Here is a 22,103-nt window from a genome sequence, read left to right as displayed (position 1 = left end):
GGCCGACCATGGTAACTACAGGATATGAACCGTCGTAATCTTCTCAGGGGCTCGCTCGCCGCCGGGGCGGCGCTGGCCCTGCCCGCACGCGTCTTCGCGCAGGTCAATCCGACCGCAGCCCGCGATGCGAAGCTCTTTACGATCGCGCGCGACGAACTGGCGCGGCTCGGCTCGAACATATGGCGCAGGGATATCGTCGGCATCGCCGATTTCGGGCTGCATTCTGCAGAGAAGCGCTTTCACTTCGTCGACCTCGAGAACGAACGCGTGGCAAGCTATCATGTCAGCCACGGAACGGGGTCCGACAGCGAGCATGACGGCTGGCTCAAGCGTTATTCGAACATCGAGGGCAGCGAGGCATCGAGCCGCGGCGCCTTCATGACGCGCAGCTGGTACAAGGGGAAATACGGCACCTCGATCCGGCTCGACGGGCTCGACCCGACCAATTCGAACGCGCTGCCGCGCGCGATCGTGATGCACAAGGCGCGCTATGCCACGCCCGAACATGTCGCGCGATTCGGGCGTCTCGGTCGTTCGAACGGCTGTTTCGCCATGGGGCCCGAACAGTTCGACCGCGCGCTGATAGACCTATCGGGCGGGCGCCTGCTGGTCGCGGGAAGCTATGGCATCACCGAAAGCGGCAGCCACGCTGCCCCACCGGTGGCGCAATATGACCTTCTACGCACGCCCCAGGGCGGGACGATCGAACAGATGAGCCCGCCGCCCGCCTGAGACCGCCGGTTCAGCTGGTCTGGAGGTCGTCGACGATCTCGACCACTTCCTCGCTCGTCTGCCGGGCCCTGTTGCGCTGGCGCGGCGCATCGAGTGCGGCAAGCACCGGCGCGTCGCGGTCGTAGATGTCGGCGAACTTCCGCAGGTTGCCATTCACATCGACGCCATAGGTGAAATAGGTGATGTAGACCGGCCACTGCTTGGCCATCGGATAGCGCGTGTATTCGCGGCTGGCGGTGATTTCGGACACTTCCTGCTGGATCTTCGGAAGATCTTCGCGGCTCTTGGCATTTCCGAGCATCGACATCGTCATGGCCAGTTCTCGCGCACCCTGCACTCGGATGCAGCCATGGCTGAGCGCACGATCGTCCTGGTTGAACAGCGCCTTGGCCGGTGTATCGTGGAGGAAGATCGCGTGCTCGTTGGGCATGTCGAGCTTCATCAGCCCGAGCGAATTGCCCGGCCCCGGCTGCTGGACCACGCTGACCCAGCCATTGGCGCCCTTGGTTGCCTTGTAGCCATTGGCGCGGGCCCAGGCGGGATTGCCGAGTACCTTGGCGCCCAGCCCCTCGCCCTTGACGATCGATTGCGGCACCGTCCAGGTCGGGTTGAAGATCACCGCTTCGACCGTTTCGGCGAGCTGCGGTGTCGCGGTGCGACCGGGCTTGCCTACGACCACGCGGTAATTCTTGATGATCTTGTCGTTGACCGTCAGGCGCAGCTGGTATTCCGGCACATTGGTCAGCAGGTACTGCTTGCCGAGATCGCGCGCGAGCCAGCGCCAGCGGTCCATATTGGCGCGGATCAGTTTGCGCTGGGCCGGATCGGTCGTCTTGGCCAGCTCTTCCCTCAGGCGGGCATAATCGGGCGAAACCGGATTGAGCGCCGTTAGCGTCCCGGCGATGTCGCCGGTGGTAACCGCCTGTTCGAGCAGGCTATGCGACGGCAGCAGGTCGGGGTCCGGATCGACCACGAACCACTGGCGACGCGCCTCCATCGGCGTGCGACCGTCGCGCAAATCTTCGACCAGCCAGACGAAGATTTCGCTGGCGAGCTCGTTGAGCCCGGCACTCTCGCCCCCGGTGATCGCAGCGGCCAGTTCGCCCGCACGGTAATCCGCCGGGACCAGGCCCTCGGCTGCGACCGTGGGAATGAAGGCGAGCAGCTGCTTCGCCTGCGGCACGCTCCACTCGCGTACCAGCACAGGCAAATCCTGCACCACTTCGCCCGAACTCATGCGAATATCGGCGAAGCTGTCGTCCACGCTCGGCTGCGGCCGGGGTGCATCGGCAGTATAGTCGGGGAGCTTCTCGGTGACCTTGGCCGGTTCGGGCGGCAGCAGGTCTTCGGGCGCATTGTCCTGCGCCAGTACCGAGGTTGCACACAGCGCCGCTCCCATTGCGGAACCGAGAATCAGACGAAAGCGTGTCATAAGTCCTACCAGATGCGCCCCGCGCCCAAGCGGCGCGTCGGGCCGTATATTAGCCCAATGCACGGGTGCTTTCCAATATCCCTGCTTTCGCATGGCTGAATTGGTGACGCGGATGCGTTCGGCTTCTATGCGCGATTTTGTGAAGACCACGCCATCCGTGATCGGGCCGATTCTTGCGACGGCAGGGGGAATCGCGATCCTCTCGGCGATGGACGCGGTCATGAAGACCGCCTCGCTCGCGCTCGGTGCCTATATGGCAGCGCTACTGCGGGCCGGGATCGCCTTCGCGATAGTCGCCCCGCTGTGGCTCGCGGGGCGCCCGTCCTGGCCGGCACCAGCTGTGATGAAGATCCACGCCGTTCGCGGCGTAGTCGGCGCTTTCATGGCGCTGACTTTCTTTTTTGCGCTGACCAAGCTGCCGCTGGCAGAAACCATCGCAATCAGCTTCGTTGCGCCGATCATCTCGCTGTACCTTGCCGCGATCCTGTTGGGCGAGACGGTGCGCCCGCGCGCGGTGTGGGGCGCCCTGCTGGGACTGTCGGGCGTTTTGGTGATCGTGGGCGGCAAGTTCGGGCGCGGCAATCTGAACGAGGATACGCTGCTCGGGCTCGGGGCGATCGTGAGCTCGGCGCTGCTCTACGCCTGGAACCTCGTGCTCCAGCGCCAGCAGGCGCTTGTTGCGAGGCCGACTGAAGTAGCCACCTTCTACATGGGCATTGCCGGGCTGACCTACTGTCTCGCCGCGCCTTTCTTGTTCGAATTTCCCGGGACAGACGGGCTTCGTTATGTCGCGATCGGGGCTGCGCTGACGGTCGCCGGTGCGCTAACGATGGCCTGGGCTTACGCCCGCGCAGAAGCCCAGGTTCTGGTCCCGCTCGAATATTCGGGTTTCGTGTGGGCCTCGCTCTTCGGCTGGCTGCTGCTGGGCGAAGCAGTGACCTGGACCGCAGCGGCGGGCGCCGCGCTGATCGTGTTCGGCTGCTGGATCGCGACGACCGGCAAGCACACCGAACAGAGCGCGCTTTAGCGCTGCTGCGTCACTTCAGAGGCCTGGGCAGGCTGGTCGGCGAAGGTGAAAGCAGCGGTAAAACAGCCAGCCACACCAAGTGCGGCAGCGAGAACTGCGAGACGTAGCGAATGGTGCGAGCGCATCTGCGCGTTGCGCGAAGCCTTGACAATTCCTCCTCGAGGCCGCGCAGTCCGTCCGGCGCGCCGACCCTGTTATTGCAAAATCAACCACACACCCGGGCGCGGGTTCCCGCCTCCCGCCATGCTGCACTGCCGCAGACTTGATTTTTGCGACGTTCCGGCGCAGGTGCGCGGCACATTCTACCGCCCCGTCCATTGGTCGGGTGACGGCTCCCTAACGAAAGGACAGATGCGCGCATGACCCAGGTCGGCAAGGACACGCTCGGAACCCGCTCCACCCTTACCGTGAACGGCAAGGATTACGCCTATTATTCCTTCGCCAAGGCGGAGAAGACGATCGGCGACGTGTCGAAGCTGCCCTTCAGCCTCAAGGTCCTGCTCGAAAACATGCTGCGTTTCGAGGACGGCGGCTTCACCGTCTCGACCGACGATGCGCAGGCGATCGCCGACTGGCAGAAGAATCCCGCCACCGGCAAGGAAATCCAGTATCGCCCTGCGCGCGTGCTGCTGCAGGATTTCACCGGCGTACCCTGCGTGGTCGATCTCGCCGCCATGCGCGATGCGATTTCGAAGCTCGGCGGCGACACGGCCAAGATCAACCCGCAGGTTCCCGTGAACCTCGTGATCGACCACTCGGTCATGGTCGACGAATTCGGCCACCCCAAGGCGTTCGAGAAGAACGTCGAGCTCGAATATGCGCGCAATGCCGAGCGCTACGACTTTCTCAAATGGGGTTCGAAGAGCTTCCAGAACTTCACCGCCGTGCCGCCGGGCACGGGCATCTGCCACCAGGTCAACCTCGAATATCTCGGCAAGGGCGTGTGGTCCTCGGCCGGTGAAGACGGCAAGCCGGTCGCCTATCCCGACACCTGCGTCGGTACCGACAGCCACACCACCATGATCAACGGCCTCGGCGTTCTCGGCTGGGGCGTCGGCGGGATCGAAGCCGAAGCCGCAATGCTCGGCCAGCCGGTCTCGATGCTGATCCCCGAGGTGGTCGGCTTCAAGCTGACCGGCGCAATGGCGGAAGGCGTCACCGCCACCGACCTCGTGCTGACCTGCGTGCAGATGCTGCGCGAAGTCGGCGTCGTCGGCCGTTTCGTCGAATTCTACGGCGAAGGCGTTGCCAACCTCACGCTCGCCGATCGCGCGACGATCGCCAACATGGCGCCCGAATACGGCGCCACCTGCGGCTTCTTCGGCATCGACGACAAGACGCTCGAATACATGCGCCTGACCGGCCGCGACGAAGACACGATCGCGCTGGTCGAAGCCTATTCGAAAGAACAGGGCATGTGGTTCACGCCCGAGAACGAGCCTGTCTTCACCAAGACGCTCGAACTCGACATCTCCAAGGTGGTACCCTCGCTCGCCGGTCCCAAGCGCCCGCAGGATCGCGTCGCGCTGCCGCAGGTCGACGAGCTGTTCAACACCGAACTCAAGTCGATCTACAAGAAGGATGCCCCGGTACGCGTCGAAGTCGACGGCAAGGACCACGACGTGGGCGACGGCGACGTCGTGATCGCCGCGATCACCAGCTGCACCAATACCTCCAACCCCGATGTGCTGATCGCCGCCGGACTCGTCGCCAAGAAGGCGCGCGAAAAGGGCCTCGCGCCCAAGCCGTGGGTCAAGACCAGCCTCGCGCCGGGCTCGCAGGTGGTCACCGATTACCTCGTGAAATCGGGCCTGCAGGACGATCTCGACGCTATGGGCTTCGACCTTGTCGGGTATGGCTGCACCACCTGCATCGGCAACTCGGGCCCGCTCGCCCCGCCGATCAGCAATGCGATCAACAACAACGATATCGTCGCCGCCTCGGTGCTGTCGGGTAACCGCAACTTCGAAGGCCGCGTGTCGCCCGACGTGCGCGCCAACTTCCTCGCTTCGCCCCCGCTCGTGGTCGCCTATTCGATCCTCGGCACGGTAACGCAGGACATCACCGAGACCCCGCTCGGCCAGGACCAGGCGGGCAATGACGTGATGCTGGCCGACGTCTGGCCGAGCAACGAGGAAGTGCGCCAGCACCGCGCTGCCAATATCGACCGCCAGATGTTCGAAACCCGCTATGCCGACGTCTACAAGGGCGACGAGCACTGGCAGGCGATCAATGTCGAGGCCAGCGACACCTATCGCTGGAACCCGACCAGCACCTACGTCGCCAGCCCGCCCTATTTCGAAGGCATGGGCATGGAGCCGGCACCGGTCACCGACATCACCGGTGCCAAGCCGCTCGCGATCCTCGGCGATTCGGTCACCACCGACCACATATCGCCCGCCGGTTCGATCAAGGAAGACAGCCCCGCCGGCGAGTACCTCAAGAGCCACCAGGTCGCGAAGGCGGACTTCAACAGCTACGGCTCGCGCCGCGGCAACCATGACGTGATGATGCGCGGCACCTTCGCCAACATCCGCATCCGTAACGAAATGGTCCCCGGCGTCGAGGGTGGTTACACCACCTACAAGGGCGAGCAGATGGCGATCTACGACGCCGCCATGAAGCACAAGGAAGACGGCACCCCGCTGGTGGTCGTCGCGGGCAAGGAATACGGTACTGGCTCGAGCCGCGACTGGGCGGCGAAGGGCACCATCCTGCTCGGTGTGCGCGCGGTCATCGTCGAAAGCTTCGAACGTATCCACCGCTCGAACCTCGTCGGCATGGGCGTGCTGCCGGTCCAGTTCAAGGACGGCGATACCCGCCAGAACCTGGGCCTGACCGCAACCGACAGCTTCTCGATCAAGGGCCTCGCCGACCTTACGCCGGGCCAGGACATCGAAGTGGAAGTGACCCGCGAGGACGGCTCGAGCTTTACCTTCACCGCGCTCTGCCGCATCGATACCGCGAATGAGATGGAGTACTATCGCAACGGCGGCATCCTCCACTACGTGCTGCGCAAACTGGCCGCGGCGTGATCCGCGGCACGCTTTTCACCGGTGTGGCGGCGGGCCTGCTCGCCGCCTGTTCGGCGGGGGCGCAACCGGCCAATGAAACGGATCCGGTCGGCCGCGAGGCCGGCGTGCTGACCATCGAGCCACGGGCACTGGCTCTCCGGCTCGACGCGGGCGAGGCGATCCAGCTGATCGACGTACGCACGCCCGAGGAATATGCAGAGGGTCATCTGGCCGGGGCGATCAACATCCCGCTCGACGAATTCGAGCCGCAGGCCCTGCCCGATACGAACGGTGCCCAGCGCATACTCTACTGCCGCTCCGGTCGCCGCTCGGGCATCGCCGCCGAGCGCCTCGCCGCGAGCGGCACCGAAGCGGTTCATCTGGAGGGGGGGATTCTCGCCTGGGAATCCGGTGGCCTGCCGGTCGTCCGTGACTAGCCCGCTGCTTGCGTCGGGGCGGCGTAGCTAGCGTGATTTTCTTCTCTCGCCTGACCGAAATGCTGGGTCGAGGTCGTACCGACCCGCAAGCCGATCCCGCCGTCCTCCGCACGATCGGCGAAAACGTACGCGAGCGGTTGCTGGCCGATCCCCGCGTCGAACCGCGCGGCGGGGGCAAGGCGGACCTGTTCCTGATGCGCGACCTGCTGAGCGCGCAGCAATGCCGCAAGCTGATCGCGATCGTCGACAGCCGGATCCAGCCCTCAGTGCTGTTTTCCGAAAGGTCATCGCCGTGCGGGCGGACCAGCTCGACGCACTTCTTTTCCGAAGACATGCCCGAAACGCGCGCGATGGCGGACAGGATCGCGGCAGTCACCGGGATCGACCGCATCCATGCCGAGCCGCTGCAGGGCCAGCGTTACCTCGTCGGCGAGGAATATCGCCACCACCGCGACCATTTCCGCCTCGACCGGCCGCACTGGCAGGTTGAACGCAACCGCGGCGGCCAACGCAGCTGGACCGCGATGGTCTATCTCAACGCGGTCGAGGAAGGCGGCGAGACCGAGTTTCCCGAACTCGACCTGCGGATCGTGCCCGAACCGGGCATGCTGGTGCTGTGGGACAACATGGACCGCAAGGGGCGCCCCAACCGCGCTACGCGGCATGCCGCCCTACCCGTGCTCGCAGGCGAGAAATACGTCGTGACGCAGTGGTATCGCCAGGGCGAATGGAGCCTCAGGCAGCGCGGCTAGCGCTGCCCGTCGGCTGTCACTCACGCACCCCGCTTGATGCGGAACTTGCGACGGCCGAGCACCGCTGCGGCAGCCATGCCGAACAGCGCCATCATCGGCGGCGCGGGCACATCGGTGCCGCTGCTGCTGCCCGAGGTCGAGCTCGAAGTGCTGCTCGACGTCGAGGTCGAGCTGGACGTCGAGCTCGAGGTGCTGGTCGAGGACGACGAGCTGGTGCTCGTGGTGATATTGCCGCTCGTGGTCGTGACCTCGCCTGTCGATGTCGAAACCTCGCCGGTCGAGGTCGACACCTCGCCGGTAGAGGTCGACACCTCGCCGGTCGACGTAGAGACCTCGCCTGTGGAGGTCGAGACTTCGCCCGTGCTGCTGCTCGAGCTGGTGGTGGTCGATACTTCGCCGGTCGAGGTCGAGGTCGACGATCCGCCGGTGGAGGTCGAGGTCGAAGTGCCGCCGGTCGAGGTCGTGGTCGTGACGTCGACGTCTACGACGGGCGGTTCGCCGCCGGTGGTCGTGGTCGAGTTGACCACCACGCTGCCACCGCCGCTCGAGCCAGTGAAGAAGCCGCCGAAGAAGCCGCCACCGAACCCGCCGCCATAGCCGCCGCCTCCGCCGGCGCTCGGGATCGAGCGTGCCGAACCGCCACCGCCGACCGGGGCCGCTGCGGGCAGCGGCGGAACCGGGACGGCGGCCATCGCCTGGCGGTAGACCGGCGGGCAGATATTGTTCGGGTTGTTGACCGCTTCGGGCGATTCGGCCGGTACGCATTCGACCTGGCGCGGGATGGAGCGGGCGCGCGGCACGGTCGGCCGAGGCACGGCGCGCGGCTTGGCCTGCTTGACGTATTTGACCTGCTTTGCCTTGTACTGCGGATTGTCGGTGATCGGCTTCTCGGCGACATGCACCGCACCGCCTGCAAGCAATGCGCCACCCGCCGCGGTGGCCGAGAGTTTGGCAAGAGCTGACTTAACCGACATCGTTCTGACTTCCTGTTGCGACCGCGCAAAGGCGAAGTATATCCGCTACTTATTGCGATCCTGCGTATCCTGTCGCCAATCCCTCCCGCGGGACTCGCATATGGTTATCGATCGCGGGTACCCTCAGAAAGTAAATTTTTCGCGGAAATGCGAGGGTTGCGCAAGCCCCGTCCCGTTTCGGGACCGATCTGCGGCCTAATCTTACCACACCGGAAAGGTCATTTGTCGAACATGTCGCCCTGCGGGCGCGAGGGCGGCGTCAGCCCGAGATGCGCCCAGCCGCCATCGTTGAGGCAGCGCCCGCGCGCGGTGCGCGCGATCAGGCCGAGCTGGATGAGGTAGGGCTCGATCACTTCCTCGACCGTGTCGCGCGGTTCGCTGAGGCCCGCGGCAAGCGTCTCTACCCCGACAGGGCCGCCCTTGTAGGTGCTGGCGATCATGGTGAGATACCGCCGGTCCATCGCGTCGAGGCCGAGCGAATCGACCTCGAGCCGCGTCAGCGCCTCGTCGGCCACGCGCGTCGTGACCGTCGCCTCTCCCAGCACATGCGCGAAATCGCGCACGCGGCGCATCAGCCGCCCGGCGACGCGCGGCGTCCCGCGGCTGCGGCGGGCGATCTCGCGCGCCCCGCCCTCGTCGATCCCCATGCCGAGCAGCCCCGCCCCGCGGGTGACGACCTTGAGCAGCTCGTCCTCGGTGTAGAAATTCAGTCGCACCGGGATGCCGAAGCGGTCGCGCAGCGGCGTGGTCAGCAAGCCCTGCCGGGTGGTCGCGCCGACCAGCGTGAAGGGCGGCAGGTCGATCCGCACGCTGCGCGCAGAAGGCCCCTCGCCGATGATGATGTCGAGCGCGCGATCCTCCATCGCCGGATAAAGCACCTCCTCGACCACCGGATTCAATCGGTGGATCTCGTCGATGAAGAGCACGTCATTGGGCTCGAGATTGGTCAGCAGCGCGGCCAGATCGCCCGCCTTGGCGATCACCGGCCCGCTGGTGGCGCGGAAGCCCACGCCCAGCTCCTTCGAAACGATCTGCGCCAGCGTGGTCTTGCCGAGGCCGGGCGGGCCGAAGAACAGCACATGGTCCATCGCCTCGCCGCGCCCGCGCGCCGCCTCGATGAAGACGCGCAAATTCTCGCGCGCCGCCTGCTGCCCGACGAATTCGGCAAGCGATTTCGGCCGCAGCGCGGCGTCGGGGTCTTCCGGCTGCCGGTCGGGTGTATGGAGGGGGACGGGTTCGGTCACACCTGCCCCATACCGTCATGCTGAACTTGTTTCAGCTTCCATCTCTCGGCAATCACAAGAAGCCTCCGTTCACCCCGACAAACAAGGTGGCGAAGTCCTCCTTTCGCCCCACTGACCAACTTTCGTAGCCAGCCGAGAGGGTCAGTATCTCAAGGCGTACCCCGCCCGCGAAAAGGATGATCAAATCACCAGTTGTAGAACTCACTTCAACTTTCGCGACAGGGGCACCGGCGAGCACGGTGTTAAGTATCTCGACGGCATCGATGGGTTTGGGCAGGCCGAAACGGTGTCCGTGGTCTTCACTTGTCACTACTATGTTATTGTCGCCAACCAGGCGCCAACTCGACACATGGATGCATACCTCACCATCCGAGATCAAATTCCACTGACCTTCGGCCTCCTCAGCCGTGATAGTGCGCTTGATCAGCAGCCCTTCGAGCTCTCGCATTGCTATGGCATGCGCCCACTTGTCTGCAACGCGCCTTAGCAAGATCGTTCTCCGCTCATTACGGGTTCACCGTATAGCCCGCTTGCTGGAGCAGGGCGTGGGCGGTCATGGCGGAGAGCGCCATTTCGACGCCCGGGATCAACTGGTCCTGGCTGACCCCATGCGCGGTGGCGCTCTGGCCGCAGACGATGATGCGGACGCCCTGGTCGAGCATTTCGCGAATCATCGCCGCGCTGCCGTTCTCCGCCAGTTCGTGGGCGGCGCGGGCTTCGGCGTCGAGCAGGTCGAACACGGCCTTGCCATGGACCACCACCGCGACGCGGATATTGTCCTCGGGCACGCCGGCGGCGACATGCATGTTGATGAAGCGCGCGGCGCTTTCGATGCTCTTGTTGCGCTCGCCATCCTTGGCCGGCTCGGTGGCGTCGAAGGCGACCGAGAATTCGGTGTCGGCGGGAACCTGCGCGATGCCCTCGATTGCGGCATGCGGGCCGAAATCCTCGAACACGGGACCGGTTGTGAAAGCGCTCATATCCTGCGCGGCGAGCGGTGCGGCGGCAAACAGCAGGGGGATCAGGAACAGGCGGGGCATGGTTTTCTCCTCGTCATTCATGGTGCTCGACGCTCGCGTCGACAATCGCGACCCAGGCATGCTTGCGGCTCTCATAGACCGAATATCCCGGAGGCGGGAAGGACGGGTCGGCGAAGCGCCCGATCGGGATCGCCAGCGTCTCGCGGAAAGGCCCTGCGACGTACCACATCTCGCAGCCGCAATCGGGGCAGAAGTGGTGTTCGCTCGTATTGCCGCTTTCGGCCGTGCGCGTGAACACCCTGGCCTCGCCCGACACCGTGACCTGGTCCCGCGGGAAGCGCACCTGCGCGGCGAAGGACGAGCCGCTGCGCCGCTGGCAGTCGAGGCAGTGGCACACCGAGATACGAAAGGGCTCACCCTCGCAGGTCACCGACAGGCGGCCGCACATGCAGGTTGCGGTGCGTGTGCTCATCCCGCCGCCTTTTTCAGCGCGACGCGGATCAGGTCGCCCTCGCTCGCCCCTTCGCCGAGTTCGCCCTGCGCCGCGGCGACCGCGCGTGCGGCGACCGCAGGCTTGAAGCCGAGGTTCTCGAGCGCGCTGACGGCATCGGCGCTGGCCCCGCCCGCGGGTGTCGCGACGACGCCCGGCACCGCCCCGCCCGGGAGCGCGCCGGCCTTGTCCTTCAGCTCGTTGACGATCCGCCCGGCGAGCTTGGGCCCGACGCCATTGGCGCGCGCGACCATGGCCGCATCGCCCTTGGCGCAGGCCTGCTGCAGCTCGCCCGTCGACAGCGCCGAGAGGATCGCCAGCGCGACCTTGGACCCGACCCCCTGGACATGGGTAAGCAGGCGGAACCATTCGCGTTCGGCGCCATCGGCAAAGCCCAGCAGGCGCATGTCGTTCTCGGACACCTGGAGGTCGGTATAGAGGACGCACGCCTCGCCGACCTCGCCCAATGCGGCGAGCGTCTTGGTCGAGCAGTGGACCAGATAGCCGACGCCCGCGACGTCGATCACCGCCCAGTCCACTCCTGTCTCGTCGAGCAGGCCCTTCAGCTTCGCAATCATCAACTGTCCTTCCGCGCTAGCGCGATCGCTGCTTGAGCGCGTTTTGTTCCTGCCCCACCCGATCCGGTTTGGCCAGTGCGCCGCGCGGCTTATCGCCAAGCCGGTATCCGCAGGCGGGTGACAAAGGTGACACCGCGTCACCTTCAGCGAAGAAGCGCATGGCCTTGCGAATACTTGGCTTTTCCACGCGAAATCGGCGGGTGACGGACGTGATGGCGGGCGGAAACCCGCCCCGCATCCTTCCCGATATCGCAGATCGCCGCGCTGTAGGAAAATCCTGCTTCACCGTGGCGGAGAAAAGCCGAAGTGGACAGTGCCGGGCGCTTGCGACATGGATTGCGCCATGAGCTGGAACACATTCGGACGAAGCTTGCGCTTCACCACCTGGGGCGAAAGCCACGGCCCCGCGATCGGCGCGGTGGTCGACGGGTGCCCGCCAGGGATCGCGCTATCGGAAGAGGACATCCAGCCCTACCTCGATGCGCGCAGGCCCGGGCAGAACAAGTTCACCACGCAGCGGCAGGAGCCCGATGCGGTGCGGATCCTCTCGGGCGTGTTCGAGGGCAGGACGACGGGCACGCCGATCGGCCTGCTGATCGAGAATACCGACCAGCGCAGCAAGGACTATTCGGAGATCGCCAATAGCTATCGCCCCGGCCATGCCGACTATGCCTATGACGCGAAATACGGCTTTCGCGATTATCGCGGCGGCGGCCGGTCGAGCGCGCGCGAAACCGCAATGCGCGTCGCGGCGGGGGCAGTGGCGCGGCTGGTCATCCCCGAAGTGAGCGTCCTGGCCTATGTCGCCGAGATCGGCGGCGACGCGGTCGACCCGGCGCATTTCGATGCCGGGGAAATCGCGCGCAATCCCTTCTGGTGCCCCGACGCGGCAGCCGCCAAGCGCTGGGAAAAGCTGGTCGACGAGGCCCGCAAGGCCGGCTCCTCGCTCGGCGCGGTGGTCGAGTGCGTGGCGTCGGGCGTGCCAGTGGGATGGGGCGCCCCCGTCTATGCCAAGCTCGACGCCGATCTTGCCGCGGGCATGATGAGCATCAACGCGGTGAAGGGCGTCGAGATCGGCGACGGCTTCGAGGCCGCACGGCTGACCGGCGAGCAGAATGCCGATCCGATGCGCCCCGGAAATGACGGCCCGCGCTTCGAGGCGAACCACGCAGGCGGGATTGCGGGCGGGATCAGCACCGGCCAGCCGGTCACCTGCCGCGTGGCCTTCAAGCCGACCAGTTCGATCCTCACGCCCGTCGAAAGCGTGACGCGCCCAAACGCGCAAGGAATTTCCGAGGCGACCGAGGTCCGCACCCGGGGCCGCCACGACCCCTGCGTCGGCATCCGCGGCACCCCGGTGGTCGAAGCGATGATGGCGCTGGTGCTGGCCGACCACAAGTTGCTCCACCGGGCGCAGTGCGGCGCCACGGGCACGGCATAGCGTCAGTCGCCGGGCAGCACCGCCTGCGGGCCGCCTTCGGGCATTTCGACGAAACCAGGCAGCGCCGGGTCGGGACGATCCCACCCCGGCGCGCGGCTGGTGTAAACCGACATGGCCGCGCTGATGGCATCGACATCGTCGAGGCTCGAGGCGCGCACGAAGATCATGCCGGGCATAGAGCTATTGCGCGAAAACAGCGCGCTGCCACAGGTCGGGCAAAAGCTGCGCGCGATCATGTTGCCGCTATCGGCCGGGCTCTCGAAACAGGCCGTTTCGCCGGTCAGCTCGACCTGCTCCTCGGCCAGCGCGACATGGGTGCAATGCCCCGTGCCGCTCGCTTTGCGGCAGTCGACGCAATAGCATTTGCCGACGAGCTGCGGCGCTCCGCAAATCGTGTAATGCACCGCCCCGCATAGGCAGCTGCCCCTGATCCGATCACTCATGGCACACACCCCCCCGCTGCCGCTGCGAAACAACCTTCGGCCCGAATCGACCTGCGGATAAGTATACGGTATTACTTGTAACTTGCAAGTTACCATCTACTTTTGATTAATGCCTCGCCTTTCGTCACCCCGATCCGGATGCCCGATCGCCAATACGCTCGAGATCGTCGGCGATCGCTGGTCGCTCGTCATCCTGCGCGACATGGTCAACGGCAAACGGCGCTATTCGGATTTTCTCGCCTCGCCCGAAGGCATCACCACCAATGTGCTGGCCGACCGGCTGGCCATGCTCGAGCGGCAGGGGATCATCGCCAGCGAGCCCTATCAGCGCCGCCCGCAGCGGTTCGAATACGGGCTGACCGAGAAAGGCTGGGGCCTGCTGCCGGTGCTGCAGGAAATATGCCGCTGGGGGAATCGCTTCATCGACGGCACCTGGGTGGCGCCGGACGCCTTCATGCGCCGCAAGCCCGGCGTGAGCGACGAGGAAAGATGAGCGGCGGCATGATATGCTGCTAGGCCGCAAATCGCACCCCTCCGCGCAGGGCGGTGGGGCAGAACTCTGAGCATTTGCTTGGCTCCCGAGATAAAAGACCCAAGCCCAGGTGACATCCTGTCCTTCACGATCAGTTGCGCCAAGCGCAACGAAATCACCTCTTCGTTGCGCTTTCTGAAAGTTCCATCGGAATGATCGATTATTCCGATGCTCGCAATCGCAACATATCGCTTTTGTGCATCGCAACAGCGCCTATCTGACACCCACGAGTTTCAACCCGAACAACGGAGAAAACCATGGGTATCATCGGATCGCAGATCAAACCGTTCAGCGCCACCGCCTTCCAGGCCGGCAAGGACTTCTTCGAGGTCACCGACGAGGACGTGAAGGGCAAGTGGGCCGTGTTCTTTTTCTATCCGGCCGACTTCACCTTCGTCTGCCCGACTGAACTCGAAGACCTCGGCGAGCAGTACAACATGCTCCAGAAGATGGACGTCGAAGTCTATGCCGTGTCGACCGATACGCACTTCAGCCACAAGGCCTGGCACGACACCAGCGAGAAGATCGGCAAGCTGAACTTCCCGTTCCTGGGCGACCAGAACCACGTCCTCGCCCGCAACTTCGACGTGCTGCGCGAAGGCGTCGGCCTCGCCGACCGCGCGACCTTCGTGGTCGATCCCGACGGCGTGATCCAGATCATGGAACAGACCTGCGAAGGCGTCGGCCGCAATGCCAACGAACTCGCGCGCAAGATCAAGGCTGCCCAGTATGTCCGCGCCAACCCCGGCCAGGTTTGCCCGGCTGCATGGGAAGAAGGCAGCGATACGCTGGCTCCCTCGCTCGACCTCGTCGGCAAGATCTGAGCCGTTAAGGCAAGCGAAAGATCGGGACGCCTAGCGGCGCCCGTACAACAGCCCGAGCCCTAAGACTCGGGTCGCTGGAAGACCCGGGGCATCCCCCTCCCCCAAGCCCCGGGTCTTTTCCATCCTCCCGCCACCGCCAGCCCCTCTCCTCGTCTTTGCGAGGAGCCGAAGGCGACGCTGCAATCCAGAGACCGGTCGTGCTTGGCCGCTCTGGATTGCCACGTCGCCCCGCCGGGGCTCCTCGCAATGACTTGAGGAAATGACGATGCTCGACGCAACGATGACCCAGCAGCTCACCACCTATCTCGCGAATTTGCGCGAACCGGTCGAACTGGTCGCCTCGCTCGGCGACGACGCCAAGAGCGCGCAAACGCGCGAGCTGCTCGAGGAGATTGCCGCGCTGCACGAGTTCGTCAGCGCCAGTTTCGACGGGACCGATGCGAGGCGGGCGAGCTTCGTCATCCGCCGCGCGAGCGATGCGGAAAAATGGGTCCGCTTTGCCGGCCTGCCGATGGGGCATGAATTCACCTCGCTGGTGCTCGCGCTGCTGTGGGCCGGCGGCCATCCGCCCAAGGTCGATGCCGACCTCCTCGAGCAGGTCCGCGGGCTGGAGGGCGACTTCAATTTCGAGATGTATTTCTCGCTCAGCTGCCACAATTGCCCCGACGTGGTGCAGGCGCTGACGCTGATGGCGCTCGAAAACCCGCGCATCACCGCCACGCTGATCGAGGGCGGCGCCTTCCAGGACGAGGTCGACGCACGCGAGGTCATGGCCGTGCCCGCGACCTTCCTCAACGGCGAACCCTTCTACAACGGCAAGATGGAACTGGCCGAAATCCTCGCCCGGCTCGACACCGGCAGCGAAGAGAAGGCCGCCGAAAAACTTTCGGCCAAGGAGCCCTTCGAAGTGCTGGTGATCGGCGGCGGCCCCGCCGGTGCCGCAAGCGCGATCTATACCGCGCGCAAGGGCTTTCGCACCGGTATCGCCGCCGAACGATTCGGTGGCCAGCTGCACGACACGCTCGGCATCGAGAACCTGCCCGGCACGTCCTACACCGAAGGCCCCAAGCTGGCCGGCGAATTGAAGCGCCATGTCGGCGAATACGAGATCGACCTGATGGACCTCGCCAAGGCGGTGAAGCTCGTCCCGGCCAAGGAAGAGGGCGGCCTCCACACCGTCGAGCTCGGCAATGGCGCGAGCCTCAAGGCGCGCAGCCTGATCCTCGCCACCGGCGCGCGCTGGCGCAATCTCGGCGTCCCGGGCGAGGCGGAATACCGCAACAAGGGCGTCGCCTATTGCCCGCACTGCGACGGACCGCTGTTCAAGGGCAAGCGCATCGCGGTGATCGGCGGCGGCAATTCGGGCGTCGAGGCGGCGATCGATCTTGCCAAGATCGTCGGCCATGTCACGCTGATCGAATTCGACAGCAAGCTGCGCGCCGACGAGGTGTTGCAGGCCAAGCTGCGCAGCATGGGCAATGTCGAGATCGTCACCAGCGGGCAGACGACCGAGATCACCGGCGCGCAAGGCAAGGTCAACGGCCTCGTCCTCAAGGACCGCAAGAGCGGGGAAGAACGCCGCATCGAACTCGAAGGCGTGTTCGTCCAGATCGGGCTCGTGCCCAACACCGAATGGCTGCAAGGTTCGGGGCTCGAGCTGACCAAGTTCGGCGAGATCGTCACCGACGAGGAAGGCCGCACCAATCTGCCCGGCGTATTCGGCGCGGGCGACGTGACCGATGTGCCCTACAAGCAGATCGTGGTGGCGATGGGCGAAGGCTCGAAAGCCGGCCTCTCGGCCTTCGACTACCTCATCCGCACCGAGCCTGCCGAGGACACCGCGCAAGCCGCCTGACGGCCCGGGCCTGCAGTCGTCTCCGAGCGCGGTTACCGCATCTGCAGCGTGGCTGCCTCGAGATAGTGCGGATTTCCGTAGGCCTGCGCCTCTCGTTCGCAGGTGAACACGAATTTGATGTCGTGGGCATCGCTGGAAGCTTGCGCCGCTTCGCGCAGCGTTTCCCAAGTCTCGGGCCCGCCTCCTGCCGTCCGGTCGAGAATCGCCTGCAGACGCCCCGGATCCGCTTTTCCCGTGGTCAGATAGGCAAGCACGATCCCGGTCCACAGATGTTGGTAGAGGGCCCGTTTGTCATCGACATAGGGCGCAATGATGCGAGCCGCATGTGTTCCCGTGACGCAGTGAAGCGCGGTAAAGTCACCGTCCGTGGCGAAGAATATGGCAAATGCGACACGGGCGATATCGGCGAGGTCCTGCGTATCGCCCAACCGGCAGCGCGAGAGGATGGCGCGGACCTCCGCATCGCCGAGCAGCGACAGCATCTGTGCATGGATCGAATTGCCTTGCGGATCATCCTTCTTCAATCGGGCGAACTGGCGCGTGGCATCCAGAAGCTGGTGGCTTGCCGAACTCGCGAGGGAGATCGCACCCTCGTCCTCGATGTCGATGGCGACAGGCTCGAACGCATCCGCCCAATACGCCAGCCCGGCCGCGATTTCGGGCTCGCAGCCGCTGTCGATCCCGTATGCCGTTCGGATAAGACCGTGGAAGGCAGCCCTGGCAATCCCGGGAAGAAGCCGGGGGAGCAACTCGCGCAGCACCTCGTGCGAACCGCTGCACCCGATCGATTCGGCTATTGTGCTGCGGAAGGCCGCATAGCACCCGCACGTCCCGAAGCAGGACGTAGGCAATACGCCCCCGCCCTCACCCGAAGCGGTGACCGGCACCAGTCTCGCCAGAGAATTCCCGGCAAAGGCCTGCACCCCTCTCTTCCGATGCGCCGAGGCAGGCCAGAGCGTGGCACGCCATGGGCAGGTGATCGCTCAGCCTGGCCGGCCCATATTCGGGACTGTATCGTGCACCATGGGTTTCCGGATCGAAAGTCAGCACGCACACCTCTCATTTCGCCGCCGTCGCGAACCGACGGGATCGACGCCGTCCCTTCCCAACCCGAGCGGGCTTGGCAAGTCCGGCCTGGCCCAGTCCCGAAATGGGCCGATTGCATTTCTGCACGAGATTCACCGCCGTTTCACAATCGCCTAAGTCAATCAAATCGACGCATTTAATCGATTGGACGCATCACCGGCAAAGGCGCATTCCATCGCTGACGAGATTTCCTCTGAGTCTTAGAGAGTGGAGAGAGACACAATGGACGCCAAAACCGGTGAAATGAGCGGCTGCCCCTTCCATGGCGATGGCGGGACGCGCCACCTGCTCGGCCGTACCAATCGCGACTGGTGGCCCGACCAGCTGCAGGTCGACATCCTCCAGACCGAAGGCCGCAACCCCGATCCGATGGGGCCCGACTTCGACTATTGCGAAGCATTCAACGCGCTCGACTACAAGGCGCTGAAGGATGACCTCAGGGCGCTGATGACCGATAGCCAGGAATGGTGGCCGGCGGACTATGGCCATTACGGCCCCTTCTTCATCCGCATGGCGTGGCACGCAGCGGGCACCTATCGCACGGGCGACGGCCGCGGCGGCGCCAGCAGCGGGCAGCAGCGTTTCGCCCCGCTCAACAGCTGGCCCGACAACGGCAATCTCGACAAGGCGCGGCGTCTGCTGTGGCCGATCAAGCAGAAATACGGCAAGCATATCAGCTGGGCCGACCTCTTCATCCTCACCGGCAATGTCGCGATCGAATCGATGGGCGGCCCGGTGTTCGGTTTCGGCGGCGGCCGCAAGGACGTGTTCGAACCCGAAATGGTCTATTGGGGCTCGGAAGAGCAATGGGTCAACGAAGGCGTCGAGACGCGCATCATTCCCGATGAGGGCAAGGCGCTCGAAAACCCGCTCGCCGCGATCCAGATGGGCCTGATCTACGTCAACCCCGAAGGCCCGGGCGGCAATCCGCACGATGCCGAAGGCATGGCGCGCGACATGCGCGAGACCTTCGCCCGCATGGCGATGAACGACGAGGAAACCGTCGCGCTCACCGCCGGCGGTCACGCCTTCGGCAAATGCCATGGCGCCAAGCCTTCGGACACCTTCGGTACGGCGCCCGAAGGTGAAGGCCTGCACCGGATGGGCTTCGGCTGGCTGACCGACCCCGAGGAAATCGGCAAGGGCCACATCACCACCAGCGGGATCGAAGGCGCCTGGACGCCCAACCCGACGCAGTGGGGCAACGACTATTTCCGCCTGCTGTTCAAATACGAATACGAACTGACGCAGAGCCCCGCCGGTGCCAACCAGTGGACCCCGATCGATCCGGACCCCGAGGACATGGCCCCCGATGCGCGCGACCCGAACAAGAAGGTCCCGACGATCATGACCACCGCCGACATGGCGCTGAAGCGCGATCCGGAATACCGCAAGATTTCCGAACGCTTCCTCAACGATCAGGCCGCGCTCGACGATGCCTTCGCCCGCGCATGGTTCAAGCTGACCCACCGCGACATGGGCCCCAAGGCCCGTTACCTGGGCCCCGAAGTGCCCTTGGAAGACCTCATCTGGCAGGACCCGATACCCGCCGGCACCACGCCGTCCGACAGTGCGGTGGCCGAATTCAAGCGGAAAGTGCTCGATAGCGGCCTGACGGTCAGCGAACTGGTCAAGGCGGCCTGGGCCTCGGCATCGACCTATCGCAATTCGGACCATCGCGGCGGTGCCAATGGCGCGCATATCCGCTTCGATGCGATCCGCAACTGGAAGGTCAACGATCCCGAGGAACTGGGCAAGGTGCTGGCCAAGCTCGACGAGCTGCGCGGCGACATCTCGATGGCCGATGCCATCGTGCTCGGCGGTGCGGCTGCGGTCGAGAAGGCGGCCAAGGATGGCGGCTTCGACGTCAGCGTCGACGTAACCACCGGCCGCGGCGATGCGACCGAGGACCAGTTCGATGCCGAGAGCTGGGAGCCTCTGGAGCCCTTCGCCGACGGCTTCCGCAATTACCTCAAGACCAAGGCTTCGGTGAAGACCGAGGACATGCTGGTCGACAAGGCCCACCTGCTCGGCCTTTCGATGCCCGAGATGACCGTGCTGCTCGGCGGGATGCGCGCGCTCGGCGCGGTTTCGAAGCATACGCAGCATGGCAATTCGATCGGCGTCCTCACCGATCGCCCCGGCGTCCTGTCGAACGACTTCTTCGTCAACCTGCTGGAAATGGGCACGGTGTGGGACGTGGTCGAGGAGAGCGGCGACGAGGAATTCGTCGGCAGATGTCGCCTCAAGGGCGACGTCAAATGGCACGCCACGCGCACCGACCTGGTGTTCGGTTCGAACTCGCAGCTGCGCGCCGTGGCCGAAGTCTATGCCGAAAACGGCAACGAGCAGAAGTTCGTCGACGATTTCGTCAAGGCTTGGACCAAGGTCATGGATGCTGACCGCTTCGACATCGAATACCGCAAATACCACGCATAACGGTTAGACGGCCGATCCGGTCGTCCACCGAGGGGCCCCCGACCTTGCGTCGGGGGCCTTTTTCTTTGCCTAGCCCTCGCGTCGCAGGACAATGTAGAGCGCGCCGTCGCCGCCGTGCCGCTGGTGCGCACGGCGCACGGCGGCAATGGCCGAATGGTGGCTCGATGCGGCGAGCCAGTCGAGCACCTTGGCGCGGATTGCGCCGCGCCTTGCGGCACGATCGGCGGCGGCCACCGGGCGCGGCTTGCCGGTTACAAGCAGGATCGTGCGCACGCCCATCGCACGCGCCTGCGCCACCCCGCTCATCAGCCGGTCGTAGGCTGCATCGAGATTGTGGCCGTGCAGGTCGAGCGTGAGTTCGGGCTGGAGCGCGCCCGATTTGAGACGCCGGTCCCAATGCGAATCGAGCCCGCGACCGGGCGCCGCGATATCCTTGGGTCGGGGTGGCGGCGGAGCGGCGACGGTCCGCGGCTTGGGCGCGGCAGTCTCCGTGCGCCTCGGCTTGGGCGGAGCGGACGGTTTGGCCGGATGCGGCGGTTGCGGCTGGACAGGCTTGAGCGGATGCAGCGGCTCCACCGTCGCGGCAAGCCTCTCCCACGCCGCCGCTTCCTCGGCCGACAGGCCGCGCGGACTGGTCACTTGCGCGATTCGAGACGGTCGAGCGTGCCGCGCGGCAGCAGGACCAGCGCCGATCCGCGCGCGCTCATCGTGCCGGCAACCTCGCGCGCATCGCCGCCATTGCCCCAGAAAGTGTCGAAACGGTTGGCGCCCTTGATCGCCCCGCCCGTGTCCTGCGCGATCCACAAGCCGTCGGCGACATCGCGGTCGAGATCGAGGAACACCGGCGCGCCATACGGGACGAACAGCGGATCGACCGCCACCGAGGCTTCGCGCCGCACGGGTACGCCGAGCGAGCCAAGCGGGCCATCGGTGTTCAGTTCGCGGAAGAATATCCAGCTCTTGTTGAGCCGCATGATGTCACGCCCTTCGGCGGGATGGTCGTGGAAATACGCCATGATCCCCTGCATCGAGGTGGCGTAGGGCGTACCATCGCCAATCAGGCCGCGCTCGCGCATGACGCGCCCGACCCCGACATATTCGCGGCCGTTCTGCCCGGCATAGCCGATCCGCATCACCGAACCATCGGGCAGGCGCAGCAGGCCCGATCCCTGGATCTGGAGGAAGAAGAATTCGACCGGGTCGGCCGCCCAGGCGATTTCGAGCCCGCGATTGGCGAGCGCGCCGAGCTCGATCTCGGTCCGTTCGTAATAGGGGACGAACTTGCCGCTCGCATCATAGCGGCCGAGCGGCGGGCGACCTTCACGCTCGCTTTCGGGCATGTCGGCAGGCCAGGCCCGCGTCAGGTCGGGCGGCATGCCATAGACCGGCACGTCGTAACCCGGCGCGCGGGTGCGGCTGCCACGGATTTCGGGCTCGAAATATCCGGTAGCGAAGGCGGCCCCGTCGCCGACCCGCGCGGTCTCGAAATAGCTGGTGAAGAACCGCCGCGCGTCCGACACGGGCCAGGTTGCCGCAGCCTCGCAGGCGGGACGCCAGTCCTCGGCGAAAGTCAGCCCGCTGACATCCTCGCGTTTGAGGATCGCGGGGCATGATTCGAGGAAGGAGACGAGCGCGGTCCCGGCATCGTCGGGGGCGATCCCGAGCGAGTCGACGCTCGCACCGCGTGCGATCGGTGCGAAGGCGGCGCTGTTCACCGTGCCGGGCGGTAGCGGAACGGGACGTACTGGTTCGGTGTCAGGCACCATGCGGACGCAGGCGCCCAGCGCCATGGTTGCAGCTATTGCCAGAAGCTTGCGCATGAT

22 protein-coding genes are annotated in these 22,103 nt (G+C 65.3%); 11 read left to right on the top strand and 11 right to left on the bottom strand.

Annotated elements, in window-relative coordinates; genetic code table 11:
• The first annotated feature begins 24 nt into the window (after window positions 1-24).
• Window positions 25-732 (top strand): murein L,D-transpeptidase catalytic domain-containing protein, encoded by a 708-nt coding sequence (locus ACEQZ0_RS12265; protein ID WP_370191094.1) that lies wholly within the window; start codon window positions 25-27, stop codon window positions 730-732.
• Window positions 733-742: 10 nt separating this feature from the next.
• On the opposite strand, the gene ACEQZ0_RS12260 is transcribed toward ACEQZ0_RS12265, so the two are convergent.
• A complete protein-coding gene (locus ACEQZ0_RS12260; protein ID WP_370191093.1) occupies window positions 743-2,164 on the bottom strand; it encodes a L,D-transpeptidase family protein in 1,422 nt (473 codons plus the stop codon).
• A gap of 157 nt (window positions 2,165-2,321) precedes the next feature.
• On the opposite strand from ACEQZ0_RS12260, the gene ACEQZ0_RS12255 reads away from it, so the two are divergent.
• The 5 genes from ACEQZ0_RS12255 (at window position 2,322) to ACEQZ0_RS12235 (ending at window position 7,991) form a co-directional block, all read left to right on the top strand.
• Window positions 2,322-3,191, top strand: coding sequence for a DMT family transporter (locus ACEQZ0_RS12255; RefSeq protein ID WP_370191092.1), 870 nt, complete (start codon window positions 2,322-2,324; stop codon window positions 3,189-3,191).
• A 359-nt stretch (window positions 3,192-3,550) separates the two neighbouring features.
• A complete protein-coding gene (gene acnA / locus ACEQZ0_RS12250; RefSeq protein WP_370191091.1) occupies window positions 3,551-6,226 on the top strand; it encodes an aconitate hydratase AcnA in 2,676 nt (891 codons plus the stop codon).
• Window positions 6,223-6,642, top strand: a complete 420-nt coding sequence (locus tag ACEQZ0_RS12245; RefSeq protein ID WP_370191090.1) for a rhodanese-like domain-containing protein — start codon at window positions 6,223-6,225, stop codon at window positions 6,640-6,642. Before acnA ends, ACEQZ0_RS12245 begins: the two co-directional genes overlap by 4 nt.
• 32 nt (window positions 6,643-6,674) lie before the next feature.
• The gene (locus ACEQZ0_RS12240; protein WP_370191089.1) at window positions 6,675-7,394 is read left to right on the top strand and encodes a prolyl hydroxylase family protein; all 720 of its coding nucleotides are present in this window, start codon (window positions 6,675-6,677) and stop codon (window positions 7,392-7,394) included.
• 75 nt (window positions 7,395-7,469) lie between these two features.
• Complete coding sequence (locus tag ACEQZ0_RS12235; protein ID WP_370191088.1) at window positions 7,470-7,991, top strand: hypothetical protein; 522 nt, start codon at window positions 7,470-7,472, stop codon at window positions 7,989-7,991.
• 595 nt (window positions 7,992-8,586) lie between these two features.
• Here ACEQZ0_RS12235 and ruvB read toward each other — a convergent pair.
• The 6 genes from ruvB to ACEQZ0_RS12205 are packed head-to-tail and all read right to left on the bottom strand — an operon-like array spanning window position 8,587 to window position 11,847.
• Window positions 8,587-9,612, bottom strand: a complete 1,026-nt coding sequence (gene ruvB / locus ACEQZ0_RS12230) for a Holliday junction branch migration DNA helicase RuvB (RefSeq protein ID WP_370191087.1) — start codon at window positions 9,610-9,612, stop codon at window positions 8,587-8,589.
• A 52-nt stretch (window positions 9,613-9,664) separates the two neighbouring features.
• Entirely contained in the window at window positions 9,665-10,060 is a 396-nt protein-coding gene (locus ACEQZ0_RS12225; RefSeq protein WP_370191086.1) for a hypothetical protein, read from the bottom strand.
• Window positions 10,061-10,118: 58 nt separating this feature from the next.
• Window positions 10,119-10,652, bottom strand: a complete 534-nt coding sequence (locus tag ACEQZ0_RS12220; RefSeq protein ID WP_370191085.1) for a DsrE family protein — start codon at window positions 10,650-10,652, stop codon at window positions 10,119-10,121.
• Between the two features lie 13 nt (window positions 10,653-10,665).
• Window positions 10,666-11,064: a GFA family protein gene (locus tag ACEQZ0_RS12215; RefSeq protein WP_370191084.1), complete on the bottom strand. Its 399-nt coding sequence runs from the start codon at window positions 11,062-11,064 to the stop codon at window positions 10,666-10,668.
• Entirely contained in the window at window positions 11,061-11,660 is a 600-nt protein-coding gene (gene ruvA / locus ACEQZ0_RS12210; RefSeq protein ID WP_370191083.1) for a Holliday junction branch migration protein RuvA, read from the bottom strand. The genes ACEQZ0_RS12215 and ruvA overlap by 4 nt, the downstream gene beginning before the upstream one ends.
• A 16-nt stretch (window positions 11,661-11,676) precedes the next feature.
• Window positions 11,677-11,847, bottom strand: coding sequence for a hypothetical protein (locus ACEQZ0_RS12205; protein ID WP_370191082.1), 171 nt, complete (start codon window positions 11,845-11,847; stop codon window positions 11,677-11,679).
• A 156-nt stretch (window positions 11,848-12,003) separates the two neighbouring features.
• On the opposite strand from ACEQZ0_RS12205, the gene aroC reads away from it, so the two are divergent.
• Complete coding sequence (gene aroC, locus ACEQZ0_RS12200) at window positions 12,004-13,101, top strand: chorismate synthase (RefSeq protein WP_370191081.1); 1,098 nt, start codon at window positions 12,004-12,006, stop codon at window positions 13,099-13,101.
• Window positions 13,102-13,103: 2 nt separating this feature from the next.
• Here the strand turns inward: aroC and ACEQZ0_RS12195 are convergent, their stop codons facing one another.
• Window positions 13,104-13,544, bottom strand: coding sequence for a GFA family protein (locus ACEQZ0_RS12195; protein WP_370191080.1), 441 nt, complete (start codon window positions 13,542-13,544; stop codon window positions 13,104-13,106).
• Window positions 13,545-13,653: 109 nt separating this feature from the next.
• Here ACEQZ0_RS12195 and ACEQZ0_RS12190 point away from each other — a divergent pair, with 109 nt between their 5' ends.
• From ACEQZ0_RS12190 to ahpF, 3 genes are all read left to right on the top strand, one after another.
• Window positions 13,654-14,037, top strand: a complete 384-nt coding sequence (locus ACEQZ0_RS12190) for a winged helix-turn-helix transcriptional regulator (RefSeq protein WP_370191079.1) — start codon at window positions 13,654-13,656, stop codon at window positions 14,035-14,037.
• Window positions 14,038-14,333: 296 nt separating this feature from the next.
• The gene (ahpC, locus tag ACEQZ0_RS12185) at window positions 14,334-14,900 is read left to right on the top strand and encodes an alkyl hydroperoxide reductase subunit C (protein ID WP_370191077.1); all 567 of its coding nucleotides are present in this window, start codon (window positions 14,334-14,336) and stop codon (window positions 14,898-14,900) included.
• 265 nt (window positions 14,901-15,165) lie between these two features.
• Window positions 15,166-16,755, top strand: a complete 1,590-nt coding sequence (gene ahpF / locus ACEQZ0_RS12180) for an alkyl hydroperoxide reductase subunit F (RefSeq protein WP_370191076.1) — start codon at window positions 15,166-15,168, stop codon at window positions 16,753-16,755.
• Between the two features lie 32 nt (window positions 16,756-16,787).
• Here ahpF and ACEQZ0_RS12175 read toward each other — a convergent pair whose 3' ends face one another.
• Window positions 16,788-17,642, bottom strand: a complete 855-nt coding sequence (locus ACEQZ0_RS12175) for a questin oxidase family protein (RefSeq protein WP_370191075.1) — start codon at window positions 17,640-17,642, stop codon at window positions 16,788-16,790.
• Between the two features lie 421 nt (window positions 17,643-18,063).
• Between ACEQZ0_RS12175 and katG the strand changes: the two genes are divergently transcribed.
• A complete protein-coding gene (gene katG, locus ACEQZ0_RS12170; protein WP_370191074.1) occupies window positions 18,064-20,280 on the top strand; it encodes a catalase/peroxidase HPI in 2,217 nt (738 codons plus the stop codon).
• Window positions 20,281-20,349: 69 nt separating this feature from the next.
• Here the strand turns inward: katG and ACEQZ0_RS12165 are convergent, their stop codons facing one another.
• Window positions 20,350-20,919 carry a Smr/MutS family protein gene (locus tag ACEQZ0_RS12165; protein ID WP_370191073.1) on the bottom strand — a complete coding sequence of 190 codons (570 nt, stop codon included), beginning with the start codon at window positions 20,917-20,919 and terminating at the stop codon, window positions 20,350-20,352.
• Window positions 20,916-22,100, bottom strand: a complete 1,185-nt coding sequence (locus tag ACEQZ0_RS12160) for a murein transglycosylase A (RefSeq protein ID WP_370191072.1) — start codon at window positions 22,098-22,100, stop codon at window positions 20,916-20,918. The genes ACEQZ0_RS12165 and ACEQZ0_RS12160 overlap by 4 nt, the downstream gene beginning before the upstream one ends.
• Window positions 22,101-22,103 lie beyond the last annotated feature (3 nt).

This window comes from Qipengyuania sp. (genome assembly GCF_964227205.1).
Taxonomy (GTDB): domain Bacteria; phylum Pseudomonadota; class Alphaproteobacteria; order Sphingomonadales; family Sphingomonadaceae; genus Qipengyuania.
Note: the sequence above shows the minus strand (reverse complement) of the source record. Positions and strands in the feature narration are given on the sequence as shown.